This is a genomic window from Zunongwangia sp. HRR-M8 (assembly GCF_027594405.1).
Taxonomy (GTDB): domain Bacteria; phylum Bacteroidota; class Bacteroidia; order Flavobacteriales; family Flavobacteriaceae; genus Zunongwangia.
The window spans coordinates 1,561,468-1,575,503 of sequence record NZ_CP115161.1 but is presented as its reverse complement, the minus strand read 5'-3'; the positions used below and the strand labels follow the sequence as shown (position 1 = coordinate 1,575,503).

At 34.3% G+C, this 14,036-nt stretch carries 14 protein-coding genes, 1 other RNA gene and 1 pseudogene; 7 read left to right on the top strand and 9 right to left on the bottom strand.

Annotated elements, in window-relative coordinates; all coding sequences use genetic code 11:
- Positions 1–6 precede the first annotated feature (6 nt).
- The 4 genes and pseudogenes from PBT89_RS06675 to PBT89_RS06660 form a co-directional block, all read left to right on the top strand.
- Positions 7–657: a hypothetical protein gene (locus PBT89_RS06675; RefSeq protein WP_270058497.1), complete on the top strand. Its 651-nt coding sequence runs from the start codon at positions 7–9 to the stop codon at positions 655–657.
- 16 nt (positions 658–673) lie between these two features.
- Positions 674–1,456: a DUF3822 family protein gene (locus PBT89_RS06670; RefSeq protein WP_270063959.1), complete on the top strand. Its 783-nt coding sequence runs from the start codon at positions 674–676 to the stop codon at positions 1,454–1,456.
- On the top strand, positions 1,457–2,008 hold the full coding sequence (locus tag PBT89_RS06665; protein ID WP_270063958.1) for an RsmD family RNA methyltransferase: 552 nt from the start codon (positions 1,457–1,459) through the stop codon (positions 2,006–2,008). It abuts the gene before it with no gap.
- Positions 1,959–2,717, top strand: a pseudogene (locus PBT89_RS06660) (glycoside hydrolase family 16 protein); the annotation flags it as partial. The gene PBT89_RS06665 and the pseudogene PBT89_RS06660, both read left to right, overlap by 50 nt.
- A 110-nt stretch (positions 2,718–2,827) precedes the next feature.
- Here the strand turns inward: PBT89_RS06660 and rnpB are convergent.
- Positions 2,828–3,149: RNase P RNA component class A (gene rnpB, locus PBT89_RS06655), an RNA gene on the bottom strand.
- 452 nt (positions 3,150–3,601) lie between these two features.
- Here rnpB and PBT89_RS06650 point away from each other — a divergent pair.
- Both PBT89_RS06650 and PBT89_RS06645 read left to right on the top strand, forming a co-directional pair.
- Positions 3,602–5,455, top strand: coding sequence for a DNA polymerase III subunit gamma/tau (locus tag PBT89_RS06650; RefSeq protein ID WP_270063957.1), 1,854 nt, complete (start codon positions 3,602–3,604; stop codon positions 5,453–5,455).
- Positions 5,456–5,457: 2 nt separating this feature from the next.
- Positions 5,458–6,039, top strand: a complete 582-nt coding sequence (locus PBT89_RS06645; RefSeq protein WP_270058501.1) for a tRNA-(ms[2]io[6]A)-hydroxylase — start codon at positions 5,458–5,460, stop codon at positions 6,037–6,039.
- Positions 6,040–6,110: 71 nt separating this feature from the next.
- Here the strand turns inward: PBT89_RS06645 and PBT89_RS06640 are convergent, their stop codons facing one another.
- The 8 genes from PBT89_RS06640 to pyrR form a co-directional block, all read right to left on the bottom strand.
- The gene (locus PBT89_RS06640; protein ID WP_270058502.1) at positions 6,111–6,998 is read right to left on the bottom strand and encodes a Ppx/GppA phosphatase family protein; all 888 of its coding nucleotides are present in this window, start codon (positions 6,996–6,998) and stop codon (positions 6,111–6,113) included.
- Positions 6,995–9,097 (bottom strand): polyphosphate kinase 1, encoded by a 2,103-nt coding sequence (ppk1, locus tag PBT89_RS06635; RefSeq protein WP_270063956.1) that lies wholly within the window; start codon positions 9,095–9,097, stop codon positions 6,995–6,997. The genes PBT89_RS06640 and ppk1 overlap by 4 nt, the downstream gene beginning before the upstream one ends.
- 2 nt (positions 9,098–9,099) lie before the next feature.
- Positions 9,100–9,600, bottom strand: a complete 501-nt coding sequence (locus PBT89_RS06630) for a SixA phosphatase family protein (protein ID WP_270063955.1) — start codon at positions 9,598–9,600, stop codon at positions 9,100–9,102.
- 2 nt (positions 9,601–9,602) lie between these two features.
- Positions 9,603–10,247, bottom strand: coding sequence for a pyridoxamine 5'-phosphate oxidase (gene pdxH, locus PBT89_RS06625; RefSeq protein ID WP_270063954.1), 645 nt, complete (start codon positions 10,245–10,247; stop codon positions 9,603–9,605).
- 202 nt (positions 10,248–10,449) lie between these two features.
- A complete protein-coding gene (locus PBT89_RS06620; RefSeq protein ID WP_270063953.1) occupies positions 10,450–11,355 on the bottom strand; it encodes a ribonuclease Z in 906 nt (301 codons plus the stop codon).
- A gap of 30 nt (positions 11,356–11,385) precedes the next feature.
- The gene (locus tag PBT89_RS06615) at positions 11,386–11,718 is read right to left on the bottom strand and encodes a ribonuclease Z (protein WP_270063952.1); all 333 of its coding nucleotides are present in this window, start codon (positions 11,716–11,718) and stop codon (positions 11,386–11,388) included.
- Positions 11,719–11,761: 43 nt separating this feature from the next.
- A complete protein-coding gene (locus PBT89_RS06610; protein WP_270063951.1) occupies positions 11,762–12,691 on the bottom strand; it encodes an aspartate carbamoyltransferase catalytic subunit in 930 nt (309 codons plus the stop codon).
- 8 nt (positions 12,692–12,699) lie between these two features.
- On the bottom strand, positions 12,700–13,239 hold the full coding sequence (gene pyrR, locus PBT89_RS06605) for a bifunctional pyr operon transcriptional regulator/uracil phosphoribosyltransferase PyrR (RefSeq protein WP_270063950.1): 540 nt from the start codon (positions 13,237–13,239) through the stop codon (positions 12,700–12,702).
- Between the two features lie 311 nt (positions 13,240–13,550).
- Between pyrR and PBT89_RS06600 the strand changes: the two genes are divergently transcribed.
- Positions 13,551–13,961, top strand: a complete 411-nt coding sequence (locus PBT89_RS06600; protein ID WP_270063949.1) for a hypothetical protein — start codon at positions 13,551–13,553, stop codon at positions 13,959–13,961.
- Positions 13,962–14,036 lie beyond the last annotated feature (75 nt).

Below are 14,036 nucleotides of genomic sequence, written 5' to 3'. Positions count from 1 at the left end.
AAAAGCATGAGACTTGTAATTCAATTACTATTGTGGGCGGTTATAGCTTTTCTGGCTTGGTTAACTTTCGACGCTGTATACCGACCAATTCAATTCAATAAGGTTAAAGAACAACGTTACCCCAAAGTAATTGAACACCTTAAAGACATTAGATCTGCCGAACTTGCTCATAAAGAAATCGTGGGTGGTTTTGAAGATGATTTCGATAAATTAGTTCAGTTTATTGATACAGCAGAATTTGCTATTACTCAACGTAGAGATACTACCGTATTAGATGAAGAGTACAAAAAGGCTTATGGTGTAGATGAGTATATTGAAAAAGTTCTTATTGATACATTAGATTTCATACCTGTAAAAGACTCTTTATACAAAGGCGATCGTGATCGTTATACTAAAATGATCAATATACCAATTAAAGGTGCCGATGGTAAAATTGAGCTAGAAGCAGGATCTATTTCAAAAGGAGGTAACAAAATACCGGTTTTTGAAGCAAGAGTTGCTAAAAGTGTAATTCTTTTCGATCAGGATAAACAATTAATCCTTCAGGAGAACGAAGCGCAATCTGTAGAAGAAGTAAATGGTCGTTATATCAAAGTAGGTTCTATGGAAGAAGTTAGTACTACTGGAAACTGGCCACAAACATATGGTGACCAATAATCAAGAAAATATTTTTTTGAAACTGTCCATTCAGGTTAGCCTGAATGGACTTTCTTTTTGTATCCTAAATACAAAATCAAACACCATTGTTTATTATCACAAAAAAATCTTCGATAAAGAACTGGATCCTATAAATCTTCTTCAAAAAATCGAAGAAGAATACAACACGCAATCACAACTAAAAACTCCCGTTAACGAGGTGAAATTGTGTTTTTGCAATACATTATTTACACTAGTTCCCAAAAAATGGTTTAAGGAAGATGCCGCTGCTTCCTACCTAAAATTCAATACTAAAATTCTAAAAACAGATTTTGTTGCCATAGATGAAATTGACGATAAGCAAATTGTAAATATTTATATTCCGTATACAAATATTCTAAATTACTTTTTTGAAAAGTATGGAGAATTCGAATATTCACATCATCTGTCTATTTTACTGCATAAATTTCTTTCTTTTGAGGATCACAAAGGCATAAAAATTTACGCCCATAATCGCAATAAGCAACTCGACTTATTTGCTATTGAAGATGGGAAATTATTACTATGTAATAGTTTTAGTTATTCTACAGGAGAAGATTATTTATATTACCTTCTTTTTGTTGCTGAGCAATTAAACTTAGATCCTAAAAAATTCAGTTTAAATCTAAGTGGAGAAATTCACAAAGAAGACGAGATTTACAAATTGCTTCAGGATTACATTCAGCATATAATCTTTTTATCTTCAGAAATATCATACGAAATCGAAGAAGGTTGGAATATTAATAAATCTGAAGAATACATACTTTTAAATACACTCTAAATGCGCATCATTTCAGGAAGTAATAAAGGAAAAAGAATTATAGCACCCAAAAAATTACCGGTTCGGCCAACAACAGATATGGCTAAAGAAGGATTATTCAATATCCTTAATAACCATTATCATTTTAGTGCTTTAACTATTTTAGACCTATTTTCTGGAACAGGAAATATCTCTTACGAATTTGCTTCTCGAGGAGCTGAAAAAATCACTTCGATAGATGGAAATTATGAATGTGTAAAATTCATTAAAAAAACAGCTAACGAGTTAGATTACTCCATTACCGCGATAAAGAGCGATGTTTTTAAATATTTAGAAAAAGCTCCTATTAAGGCAGATGTAATATTTGCCGATCCTCCCTATAATTTTTCAACAGAAGAATTTTTAAAAATCGCTGCTCTCGTATTTGAAAATAATCTGCTTACTGAAGACGGAATGTTAATTATAGAGTCTGGAAAACACACCGATTTATCTACTGGCCCAAATTTTGTAGAAAAGAGAGGTTATGGAGGTTCTGTTTTTTCATTTTTTTATAAAACTAGTGAAGAAGATTAGAAATACTAAAGCTAATTTTCTATACTATTTTCTTGCAATCATAGCTTTTTTATCTATGAGTATGAGTGCCCAGGAATACGAGTTGATTTGGAGCGATGAATTTGATTATCGCGGCAAACCCGATAAAGATAAATGGACACATGAAACCGGCTTTGTTCGTAATCTTGAAGAGCAGTACTACACGGAAAGAAAAAAGAATGCCATTGTTAAGGATGATGTTCTAAAAATCATCGCTAGAAAAGAAGAATATCGTAATAGAAAATACGATCCAGATATTCAAAACTACCGTTATAATACAGAAAAGGCTTTTTACACATCAGCAAGTTTACATACGCACAAAAAATTCGATCTTAAATTCGGTAAAATTGAAGTGCGTGCTAAACTTCCGCAGGGAAAAGGCGTTTGGCCGGCAATTTGGATGCTAGGATCCAACTTTTATGATGTCGAATGGCCTTATAGTGGCGAAATCGACATTTTAGAATTTGTGGGGAAAGATCCAAATTCCATCCATGCAACAGTGCATTATCCACACGGGAAAGATTCTAAAATAAAAAGCGAAGGAGAGCAATTAAGCCTAGAAACCTCCCCTACTGAAGATTTTCATCGCTATGGAATAAACTGGGATTCAGAAAAAATAGAATTTTCTTTTGACGATCATATCTATTATACTTTTAAGATTGATGAAGCGGATACTGAAAATAATCCTTTTAGAAAGCCATTTTTCTTAATTATAAATTTGGCTTTAGGAGGAAATTGGGCGGGAGAAATCGATAATGATATTTTTCCGCAAGAATTTTTAATAGATTATGTAAGAGTATATAAAAAAGCAGGTCTGTAAGCCGGATTCTGTTCACCCTGAAATACATCAGGATGCCCTAGTCATTTATCTGCGAACCTTGTTACCAAAGATCTTTAGCTGCCTACCCTCCAACGACAAACGAGCAATTTGATAGTGTTGGTTTACATGGCATTGCACCGCATAGAGTTTACCTGGTTTCACTACAGCATTACCTGTACATTCTTTCTGTTGCACTTGTCCTGGCCTCACGACCGGTGGGCGTTACCCACTATGCTGCTCTACGGTGTCCGGACTTTCCTCTAAGCCGCAAATATGAGCTTAGCGATAGGGCCGACCTGCTTGGCTGCAAATGTATTTAATTTAAATTGAAAGTTTAGAGAAAAGTTTACCGTTTACGGATGGGGGTAAGCAGAAAAAACAATTCTTTATTCACGATTTCTAACATCATAGCATTTTCGTCATTCCGCAATTGATCTGGAATCTTATAATGAGGCGCTGAATTAAGTTCAAGCTGAAGACAGGTCCTTATAATTCTTTGCATTCCTTCAAAAAGACTATTTAAATATTTTCAAACCCACGCATTAACAGATTTTCAAATTAAAACATTTTTGGCTCATGTCTCTTTAAAAAAGATATCATTTAATTTTACGCCTTCTCATTTCTATTTTCCATCTTCTATACGGTTATCTCTTTTTCAACCAACTTTTATAAAATTGATGATTTGTTTATAAATACTACTTCAGATTTTAGAAGTTAAGCAGGTGATTTTTATATTTGCCTTTCAAACTTGTTAGATGGAGCATTTTGTAGTTTCGGCACGTAAATACAGGCCACAAACCTTTAAAGATGTAGTTGGGCAGCAGGCAATAACCAATACATTGGCTAATGCTATTGCTCACAATCACCTAGCGCAGGCTTTATTATTTACTGGTCCGCGTGGAGTGGGAAAAACTACCTGTGCCCGAATCTTGGCAAAAATGATTAATCATGACGGCACCCAAAGTCCTGATGAAGATTTTGCTTTTAATATTTTCGAGCTGGATGCCGCCTCTAACAACTCGGTTGATGATATTAGAAACCTTATCGATCAGGTTAGGATACCGCCTCAGGTAGGGAAATATAAAGTGTATATTATCGACGAGGTTCACATGTTATCTACTTCGGCTTTTAATGCATTTCTGAAGACCTTAGAAGAACCACCAAAACATGCGATTTTTATCCTCGCCACAACCGAGAAACACAAGATAATCCCAACAATTCTTTCGCGTTGCCAGATATTTGATTTCAAAAGAATTACGGTTACAGACGCTAAAGAATATTTAAAATATATCACTGAGCAGGAAGGCGTTAATGCAGAAGAAGATGCGCTACAAATTATTGCTCAAAAAGCAGATGGTGCGATGCGTGATGCGCTTTCTATTTACGATCGTGTAGTAAGTTTTAGCGGAAAAGACCTAACAAGACAGGCCGTCACAGAAAACCTGAATGTATTAGATTACGATACCTACATGCAGGTAACTGATCTTCTTTTAGAAAATAACATTCCGCAATTGCTGGTATTATTTAATGATATTTTATCCAATGGATTTGATGGTCATCATTTTATCGCCGGCTTAGCTTCCCATTTTAGGGATCTATTGGTTTGTAAAGATCAAAGAACCATTCAGCTTTTAGAAGTTGGTGAGCAGACTAAAGCAAAATATTTCGAACAATCTCAAAAGACCTCTCAGCAATTTTTGCTTCAGGCAATAGACTTGGCTAATGAATGTGATTTGAAATATAAAAGTAGTCGAAATCAACGACTCTTGGTCGAATTAACATTAATGCAAATTGCCTCTGTCACCTTCGACGGAGAAAAAAAAAACAGCAATCCTAAAATAGTTCCGGCTACCCAGTTCGAACAACCTGCTAAATCGATCTCAAAAGAAGAAAAATCGATTATCAGAAATAACGAATATGGACAAAATAATGCTGCCCCTGAAATCTCACAACAACCTTCTGTAGAAAATCGTACAGAAAACGATAGTTGCTTACCAGAAACAAAACCGGAAAATCAGGAATACTTCAGCAATGAAGTTCCAAAAACCTCTGAAGAAGAATTTAAAAAGACTGAAAGCACTAAAATTGAACCTGAACAGAACGAAGCTCCAAAAACAAAGCCAGTTACTGATCCTGAAATAAAAAAAGAACGGGTTTCTGGACTTTCTCTTGCGAGCATTCGAAAGAAAAAAGAGCTTGAAGCACAGGTAAAAGATAAAGCACCAGAGCGCGAAGCGGTAATGACCGAGAAATTTACTGAAGCTCAATTACAAGCTGCTTGGGATGATTACGTGCACCGATTAAAGAAACATGGAGAAAAAATTTTAGCATCAATTTTAGAGACAGATCTTCCGACGCTAAAAGGAAATAACGAAATTCATTTAGAACTGCCCGCCGAATCGATGAAAATGGATTTAGAAAGAGGTCAACATAAATTGATGGGCTTCTTAAAGGCGAGGTTAAAGAACACTACTATTTCTTTGGTGATCGATGTGAACGAAACCACTGCGAAAAAATTTGTATTTACGCCAATAGAAAAGTACAATAAGCTAAAAGAAAAAAATCCGCTTTTAGATAAATTACGAACAACTTTTGATTTAGACGTATAATTATGCTTGGTTTAAAACTTCCTACAGATCCCAGATGGGCAGATATTGCCAATAAAAATATTGAAGAAATTTTAATAGATCACGCCTGGTGTGAGCAAAAAGCTGCTTCAACGGCTATATCACTTATCGTAACCTATCCTGAATATCCAGAGTTGGTTACTGCCATGGTAGCGTTGTCTCGTGAAGAAATGGGACACTTTAAAATGGTGCATGATAAAATTTTAGAACGAAATATTGAAATGGGATGGGATCGTAAAGACGAATATGTAGTTCAGCTTTTAAAATTCTTTCCTAAAGGTGGAAGCCGGGAAACTCAGCTTATTCATCGATTATTAATTGCAGGACTTATTGAAGCCAGAAGTTGTGAACGTTTTAGATTGCTTAGCGAAAAGCTTGAAGATAAAGAATTAGCCGAATTTTATAAAAATTTAATGATTAGTGAAGCCAATCACTATACAATGTTTCTAAAATTTGCCCGAAAATATGGTGATCGAGAAATTGTAGATAAAAAATGGAACGATCTTTTAGAATTTGAAGGGAAAATGATCCAGGGCTTAGGAAGTAAAGAAACTATTCACGGTTAATCCTTATTTACGATATTAAAATGGCGGTAATAATTTACCGCCATTTTTTATTTCCGAAGTATTAATTCTAGCTAACTAGAATGGTAAAGGGATTTAATAATTCCATCTGCCAAACCTATTTTAGGTACAAATATTTGTGCTGCTTTTGCCCACTTCATAGAATTTAAATAAATCCTGGAAGCAGGAATTATAACATCTGCACGGTCATTTTTTAAATCTAATTCAGTTATTCTTTCCTCGTAGGTATAACTATTTAATAATTCATCGTATTTCTTTAGATAGGAAAGACTTAAAGGTTTTCCATCCTTTTTACCGCTATTCTTAAAAATATTGTTGATATTTCCACCAGAACCAATTAAGCTAATATCCTCTAGGCCTTTCGAGTTTTCCCTTACCCAAGATTCCATTTCTCGCCAGGTTTTATTTTCTACCAGATCATTTAATAATCTCACCGTACCCACTTTAAAAGAACGTGAAGCGATGCTTTTACCATTACTGTAAAACGTATACTCGGTGCTTCCCCCACCCACATCTACATAAAGGTAATTATGATCATCCTGAATTAAAGCATGTAAATCTGTAGCAGCAATAATAGCAGCTTCGTGTGTACCGTCTATAATTTCAATCTCTACACCAGTTTTTTCTTTGAGCATCTCTGTAACCTCATCACCGTTTTTAGCTTCTCGCATTGCCGAAGTCGCACAAGCTTTGTATTTTTCTACACCATGCGCTTTCATCAATAAACTAAAGGCATGCATGGCATCCAGCATTCGGTTTTGATTATTTTCTGATATGTTTTGTTTCAAAAATACATCGGCTCCCAAGCGAATAGGGACACGTACCAAAGAAGTTTTTCTAAAATTGGGTTCTATTCCTTCTTTTTCAGTAATGGTTGATATTAACAATCTTATGGCGTTAGAGCCAATATCTATAGCGGCATAATTCTTTTGTACTATCACTGTTTAAAATTTTCATTCTTATTTACATAATAATCGTATAAAGCTTCCTGAGAACGAATTATAGGTTTTGTCTTTTTACGGTAAGCATTATTTTGCTTTTCTGAAAAAACACGAGCTTTCACATTGTCACTCCAACTAATTTCGAAACCATCAATGATTTCCTGCTTGATGTCGTGATCGTAAATAGGACAGGCAATTTCTACGCGATTATCTAAGTTCCTGTTCATTAAATCTGCTGAAGAAATAAATACTTTAGGGTTTCCTGCATTTTCAAAGATATAAACGCGGGGATGTTCCAAAAATTTATCTATTATACTTATCGACTCGATATTCTCACTCATACCTGGTACTCCCGGAATTAAACAATTAATTCCTCTTACTATCAGCTTTACCTTCACGCCGGCTCGACTTGCCTGGTATAATTTATCGATCATTGGATAATCTGAAAGACTATTGAGCTTTAACTTTATGCCGGCTGCTTTCCCTTGTAATTGATTATCTATTTCATTTTGAATAAGCTTATTCAACACTGTTCTTGTATAGTGCGGAGAAACAATTAAATGGCGGTATTTACTTACTTTATAATTGGTTTCAAAAAAGTCGAAAACTTTGTTCACTTCTTTTAAAATCTCCTGATTAGCGGTAAACAAGGTATAATCAGTATACATTTTAGACGTAGACTCGTTAAAGTTTCCAGTACTTATAAAGCCATATTTCTTTAATTTACCATTACTTTCTTCACGTTCTATTACACAGGTTTTACAGTGTACTTTTAAGCCGGGAACGCCAAATATAAGCTTTACTCCTTCTCGCTGCATCTGCTCGGCATATTTGATATTGGCAGCTTCATCAAAACGCGCTCTAAGCTCTATTTGTACCAGTACCTTTTTGCCATTTTTAACTGCATTTATTAAAGAACTGGCAATATGCGATATTTTGGCGAGGCGGTATATTGTGATCTTTATTGTTTTTACGCGAGGATCTAAAGCAGCTTCACGCAAAAATTTAACGACATAAGAGAAACTTTGGTAAGGTGCATAAAGCAAATGATCCTTTTTACCTACCCCGTTTATTAAGCTGGCTTGTAATGCTAATCCCGGGATGGGTAAGGCTTCTTTAGTATCATAAAGCAACTTTTTGCTACCTAATCTAGGAAATCCCATATAATCACGCCTATTATGGTATCTACCACCGGGAATAATACTATCGGCATGATCTATTCCCATTTTATTCATTAAATATTTTAAGGTATCCTTATCTATATTTTTATCGTAAACGAAACGAACAGGATCTCCTTTAATTCTATCTTTTACACTTTCAGAAATTTTTTCAATAAAACTTTTACTCAGATCACTATCAATATCCAGCTCGGCATCTCTGGTAATTTTTATCATATGTGCCGAGATGGTTTCATATTCAAAAATATTAAATATGCTATTTAGGTTATATCTAATAAGATCGTCCAAGATAATTATATACTGCTTCTCATCATCTGATGGCAACATTACAAAGCGCTCGATACTCCTTGGAATTTCGATTAAAACATATTTACGCTCTTTTTTGCTAACAATATTTGTAAGTTTTCTTGACGATTTTGGAGACTTCATTTCCATCGTGACCGCTAGATAAGCTGCACTATCTTTTAAGCTGGGTAATTCTTCTAAATCATTTAAAACGATCGTAACAAGCGCCGGACTTACATGAGACAGAAAATAATCTTTTACAAATTTTTGCTGCGATTCAGAAACTTCTTTTTCATTAATAACGCAAATGCCATGCTCATCACGAAGTCTATGCTGAATTTTATCTAATATTTTTAAACTTTCAGATTGTTGTTTAATTACTTCCTTGGTAATATCCTCAAGTAATTTACTTGCTTTTACACCACCTAATGCACTTTTTCCCGTTTTTCCCGCTAAATCAATACGTTTTACTGTAGCGTAACGCACTTTAAAGAATTCATCTAAATTATTACTGAAAATCCCTAAAAATCGAAGACGTTCTATAAGCGGTACCGATTCGTCTTCCGCTTCCTGCAAAACCCTATTATTAAATTGAAGCCAACTTAATTCTCGATTGATGTATTTATTTTCCTGCATACTTAGCGTAAATTCTTTGGAAATAAAGTTAATAATGTTTTACCTGATGAAATGGATTGCCAACTATCCTCATTAAATTCGATAACGCACAAGCCGGTAGTAGGTATATTATCATATGTGGCATGCCCTGCATTATTTACAAAACTGGTAACTGCCGGATTATGCGAAAAAATGATAAGTGTTTCTGTGGAATCTGGAGCATTTTGAATCACTTTCTTTAATCGGGAGTAATTAAAAGTATATAGACTTTCTTTCACTTCAAAATCTTTATTATCCACAGCCAATTTATCCTTAAAAATTTTAGCAGTCTCATGAGCTCTTACGGCATGGCTACTCCAAAAAGTAGCTTTAGCTTTATTGACATTTTGATCGTAATATGGTTTAAAAACGCTCAAAACAACTTCAGCATCTTTGTAGGCTCTTTTCTTTAAAGGCCGCTCTAAATCTTCAACATCATGTTTCCAAGACGATTTACCGTGTCTTATTATTACTAGACGTTTCATTATTACGGTGCTAAGCGTTTAGAATTCCATTTCGCATCTTCTAAATTGAAAGTAATTCGATCATGCAACCTATTTTTTCTACCCTGCCAGAATTCTATATTTAAAGGTTTCACAATATAGCCTCCCCAATGTTGAGGCTTAGGAACCTCTTTACCTTCATATTTTTGCTCCACCTCAGCGAGATTTTCTTCCAATACCTCTCTAGATGCAATTTCTGAACTTTGGGGCGATGCCCAAGCTCCTAGCTGACTTCCTCTGGGACGGGAGTGGTAATATTCAGTGGCAGTTTCTTCATCTACTTTTTCCACCATTCCTTTTACAATTACCTGTCGCTCTGTAGACGGCCAAAAAAACGAAAGACAAACACGAGGATTACTAGCAATAGACTTTCCTTTTTCAGAATTAAAATTGGTATAAAATATAAAACCATCTTTGCTATATGATTTTAAAAGAACTACCCGAGATTTTGGAAAACCATCCAACCCAACCGTGGCAATCGTCATAGCATTAACTTCTCCTGAACCGCCTTCGGCTTCGGTTTCGTTAAACCACTGCTCAAATAAAGTAAAAGGATTATCTGGAATGCTGCTCTCTAATAATTCGCTTTTTTCGTAAGATTGTCTATAATCCTGAAGATTTTTGCTCATCGCTTATTTTTTCAGTTTTGATTGATTTAAGATTTCACTTGAAAATCTTGAAATCGAAGTCATTTTAATATTTATAAAATCATGCAGACCTTGGTAGGTGCAGCGTACTGCAATTTACGAGTTTTAGAAATAAGCCAGAAAAAAATAGGTCTAGCTTTATCAATATTTTATAAAAATTTAAAGAAGCTTATTTTACTCTGAATTAAAACTCAAAACTCTTACCATCTTCTGCTAGAGAAACATTTGGAAATACTTGCTCTGCTTCAGATTTAAAAAGCTCAATATCAGGGTAACGCGTAGAATAATGTCCCAAAATCAGTTTTTTTACATTGGCTCTCTTCGCAATTATGGCGGCCTGCATTGCTGTACTATGTTTAGTAGGATCTGCGTATTTCAATTGTTCCTGCAAAAAGGTAGATTCGTGATACAACACATCAATATTCGCTATCTGCGGAATAATTTCTTCAGAAAAAGCAGTATCGCTACAGAATGCATAACTTTTAGGAGCCTCTCCAGCTTTGGTTACCATCTCGTTTTTAATCAATTCGCCATCTTCAGAAATTACATCTTTACCCTTTTTAAGGCTTTTAAAAAGTGCCACATCGATCTTATGCTTTCGAGCTTCTTCGATTAACAGTTTACGATCTCCTTCTTTTTCTTTGAACAAAAAGCCATTGGTGTACACTCTATGCACCAGCGGAATAGTTTCTACAGAGAGTTTTTCATTTTCGTAAATTTTCTCAGGCTTTGTTGAAGATAATTCGTGAAAATAAAGTGGATATGGCGTCCAGGCATTCGATAATTTAAGTTGAAGCAAAATAACTTCTTTAATTCCTTTGGGACCATATACATGCAGTTCCTTCTCTCTGTTCAGCAGCATAAATGTAGAGATAAGACCTATCAAACCATAAAAATGATCACCATGCAAATGCGAAATAAAAATATGCTCGATTTTGCCGAATTTGATCTTATTTTTACGCAGCTGTACCTGGGTTCCTTCCCCACAATCAATAAGGAACATTTGGTTTTGCAAAGTTAAAACCTGCGATGTAGGATTGGTGAGCGAACGTGGCGTGGCTGCATAACAGCCTAATATGTCAATCTTCATTCAGAATAAATTTAAACGGCTAGAATTTATTTAAAATCCCAGCTCTCGTTCAAGCTCTTCCATTTGGATAATATCTTCTGCCTCTTTTAATGTTGGTGCCACGAATAATTCTTCTGGTATTTTATCTATATCTATAGAATTATTGGCAATCACGAAAGATTTTTTATGAGCACGATGTACTGTTGAAAGTTCTAAGAATCCAAGTAATTGCTCTAATTCTAACTGCTCATGATTTAAAATATCTATAATAACGTTTTCACCCTCAAATTCGTGATGATTTGTAGTTAAACGCGATGCAAAATCTGTTATTGAATCTTTTGCATCCGTAATTAATAGATAGTTTGATTTCTTTTCAATTTTCATCAGCTTCTTTTTAAGTAAGATCTACTAATTTAAAAAATAAAATCTATTGCTTGATCTTTGAAGCTAATAAATAAATAACAGCCATTCTTACTGCAACCCCATTTTGAACCTGATCTAAAATAATTGCCTGATCGCTATCGGCTACATCGCTGGTAATCTCTACTCCGCGATTAATGGGCCCGGGATGCATTACTACAATTTCTTTATTTAAGTTGTTGAGAATTTTCTTATTTAAACCGAATTGTTGTGTATATTCTCGTGTTGAAGGAAAATAACTAATATCCATGCGCTCGTTTTGCACTCGTAACATATTAGCGACATCGCACCATTCTAAAGCTTTTATAAGATTAGTTTCTACTTCTACTCCTAAAGATTCGATATATTTTGGAATTAAAGTTTTAGGTCCACAAACTTTTACATTCGCTCCCTGAAGTTTTAAAGCAAATATATTAGAAAGTGCCACCCTACTATGAAGAATATCCCCAACGATCACTACGTTTTTACCGGCAACATCTCCCAACCGTTCTCGTATAGAATAAGAATCTAACAGTGCTTGTGTTGGGTGCTCGTGAGCACCGTCTCCTGCATTTACGATACTGGCATTAACATGTTTTGAAAGAAAAATCCCGGCACCAGGGTTAGGATGCCTCATCACAACCATATCAACCTTCATAGAAAGAATGTTATTAACGGTGTCGATAAGAGTTTCTCCTTTTTTTACTGAAGAAGAAGCGGCAGAAAAATTGATGGTATCTGCACTTAATCGTTTCTCGGCAAGTTCAAAAGAAAGTCGGGTTCTTGTACTGTTTTCAAAAAACAGATTAGCTATCGTTATATCACGTAATGAAGGAACTTTTTTAATAGGACGGTTAATAATTTCTTTAAAATGATCGGCAGTTTTAAAAATTAAATCAATATCCGATTTTTGCAAGTACTTAATCCCCAATAAGTGGTTAACACTTAGTTCGCTCATTACGCTTTTTATTTTGAAATAAGGTAAACAATATCTTCACCTTCATTTTCTTTCCAGTTTACTAACACTTTTTCTTCGTTTATGGCATCAACCTGTCTTCCATTATAATCTGGCTGAATAGGCAAATGTCTGCTAAAACGACGATCGATAAAGCTTAGTAACTCAATTTCTTTAGGCCTGCCAAAAGATTGAATCGCTGTTAATGCTGCTCGTATACTTCTACCGGTATAAAGAACATCGTCAATAAAAACAACACGCTTTTCTTCAACTACAAAATCAATTTTCGTTTTATTGGCCTCTAAAGGTTTATCACTTCTTCTAAAATCATCACGATAAAAAGTGATATCCAATTGGCCCGTTTTAAGATTTTTGATTTCGTATTCCTTCTCTAGTATTTCCTGAAGTCTTTTCAGTAAAAAAATACCACGTGGCTGAATTCCAATAAGAACAGTATTAGAAAAGTCAGAATGATTTTCTACAAGCTGGCAAGCCAGTCGTTGCAGAATAATTTGTACTTCTTTAGCGGTAAGTAGCACTTTTTGACTCATATACTGGATTGAAATGATGGTTCGGAAAACAAAAATAAGGTATTTTTCATTTCTAATATAAATTAGATTACTACATTTTTTAAAAGATCAAATATTTAAGAGCTTATTCAGAATAAAAAATAAAAATTTCTTATAAAAATCTAGTAAAATCACAAAAGTAAAGAAACAGGTATATTTTTTTGATTTTCAAGTTTATATAAGCTAATTTTAAATAGTTATCCAATATGAATTGATTTAAGAATTGAACGATTTTTTTTCATTTAACCTATTAATTAATAGACCAAAAATGTAACCCTAACAAAAGACCAAAAATGAAATTAATTTACAATGGTGGAAATAGAAAGCTTTCCAGAGTTGTTAATCGTGCCAATGAAATATTGTTAAGTAGTTTTTATTTTTTAGAAATTGAGAAATACCTTCGAGAGAATTATGGAGAAGAAAAATGTTTAATTTTTTTGACAGCGCTAAAATCTTTGGATGAAAAAGTTGCTATCAAAGGTTTTTGGAATCCAATAGGTAAAAAGTATCTAGAAATTAAAGATGACTATATTCAAATAAATACGGCCCATCTTAGCAAATCGCATCGAACGCTATTAGCTCAATTAATTGGTGAGTATTTAATGATTTTGGATCAGAGAAAGCAATTATCGCAAATTATACCTTTAAAAAATGGTAAAGATCTCCCTGCTAATTTTGGATCTATAGCTAGAAATTTTATGTGATTTTATATAGTTTCATAATAAAGCTATAATCTTTTCTAAAGAGTAAAGTTGCCTTTTCCATTTTAACTACCTTCA

What these genes read in the sequence shown, in the direction of transcription:
- PBT89_RS06600 (WP_270063949.1), top strand. Translation starts at nt 13,551, where the DNA reads ATGAAATTAATTTACAATGGTGGAAATAGAAAGCTTTCCAGAGTTGTT.
- PBT89_RS06620 (WP_270063953.1), bottom strand. Translation starts at nt 11,355, where the DNA reads ATGAAGATTGACATATTAGGCTGTTATGCAGCCACGCCACGTTCGCTC.
- PBT89_RS06650 (WP_270063957.1), top strand. Translation starts at nt 3,602, where the DNA reads ATGGAGCATTTTGTAGTTTCGGCACGTAAATACAGGCCACAAACCTTT.
- PBT89_RS06665 (WP_270063958.1), top strand. Translation starts at nt 1,457, where the DNA reads ATGCGCATCATTTCAGGAAGTAATAAAGGAAAAAGAATTATAGCACCC.
- PBT89_RS06610 (WP_270063951.1), bottom strand. Translation starts at nt 12,691, where the DNA reads ATGAGCGAACTAAGTGTTAACCACTTATTGGGGATTAAGTACTTGCAA.
- PBT89_RS06630 (WP_270063955.1), bottom strand. Translation starts at nt 9,600, where the DNA reads ATGAAACGTCTAGTAATAATAAGACACGGTAAATCGTCTTGGAAACAT.
- PBT89_RS06645 (WP_270058501.1), top strand. Translation starts at nt 5,458, where the DNA reads ATGCTTGGTTTAAAACTTCCTACAGATCCCAGATGGGCAGATATTGCC.
- ppk1 (WP_270063956.1), bottom strand. Translation starts at nt 9,097, where the DNA reads ATGCAGGAAAATAAATACATCAATCGAGAATTAAGTTGGCTTCAATTT.
- PBT89_RS06675 (WP_270058497.1), top strand. Translation starts at nt 7, where the DNA reads ATGAGACTTGTAATTCAATTACTATTGTGGGCGGTTATAGCTTTTCTG.
- PBT89_RS06615 (WP_270063952.1), bottom strand. Translation starts at nt 11,718, where the DNA reads ATGAAAATTGAAAAGAAATCAAACTATCTATTAATTACGGATGCAAAA.
- pyrR (WP_270063950.1), bottom strand. Translation starts at nt 13,239, where the DNA reads ATGAGTCAAAAAGTGCTACTTACCGCTAAAGAAGTACAAATTATTCTG.
- pdxH (WP_270063954.1), bottom strand. Translation starts at nt 10,247, where the DNA reads ATGAGCAAAAATCTTCAGGATTATAGACAATCTTACGAAAAAAGCGAA.